We start from the raw sequence: 625 nt of genomic DNA on the forward strand, positions 1-625 counted from the left end.
CTCGGCGGCGTGCTCGCTGATGCGCCGCGCCAGGAACAGGTCATCCAGGACCAGCAGGTCGGGCTGCACCCACTCCTTGAGCAGTGAGCCCCGCTCGGTGGCATTGCCCAGCGCGTAGCGGCCAAACTCGGTGTCCGCCTCCAGATAGCGCACATCGTGACCGGCCAGCGTGGCCTGGTAGGCCACCGCCTTGGCCAAGTGGCTCTTGCCCGTGCCGGGCTTGCCCACGATCAGTGCATTGGCGCCCTCTGCGATGAACTTGAGCGTGTGCAGCTCAAAGCAGGCCGATCTGGGCAGCTTGGGGTTGAAGCGCCAGTCAAAGTCGGCCAGCGTGACCTTCTCATCCAGCCCCGAGCGCTTGTAGCGGCGCTCCATCAGGCGCGTTCGGCGCCGGTCCAGCTCGTCTTGCAGCATGGCGGCGAAGGTCTCCAGGAACGGCTCCTGGCTGGCCTGGGCCTGCATCACGCGGGTCGACAGGGTCTCGGCAATGCCCGAGAGGCGCAATTCGCGCAGCGCGCGTTCGATCTCGGCCAGGTTCATGCCAGGCTCCCCGGTGCGGTGGTGGTGGCAGCGGTGGTACTGGATACGGTTGCCGTGGCCGTGGCTGCGGCGTGCGCGAAGAGAT

1 protein-coding gene is annotated in these 625 nt (G+C 67.4%); it reads right to left on the reverse strand.

Annotation, left to right across the window (positions count from 1 at the left end; genetic code table 11):
• Positions 1-540 (reverse strand): ATP-binding protein (locus HZS63_RS13795; protein WP_180684565.1); only part of this gene is annotated, 540 nt, incomplete at its 3' end.
• Positions 541-625: the final 85 nt, after the last annotated feature.

The organism is Tepidicella baoligensis (genome assembly GCF_013432195.1).
Classification (GTDB): Bacteria; Pseudomonadota; Gammaproteobacteria; order Burkholderiales; family Burkholderiaceae_C; genus Tepidicella; species Tepidicella baoligensis.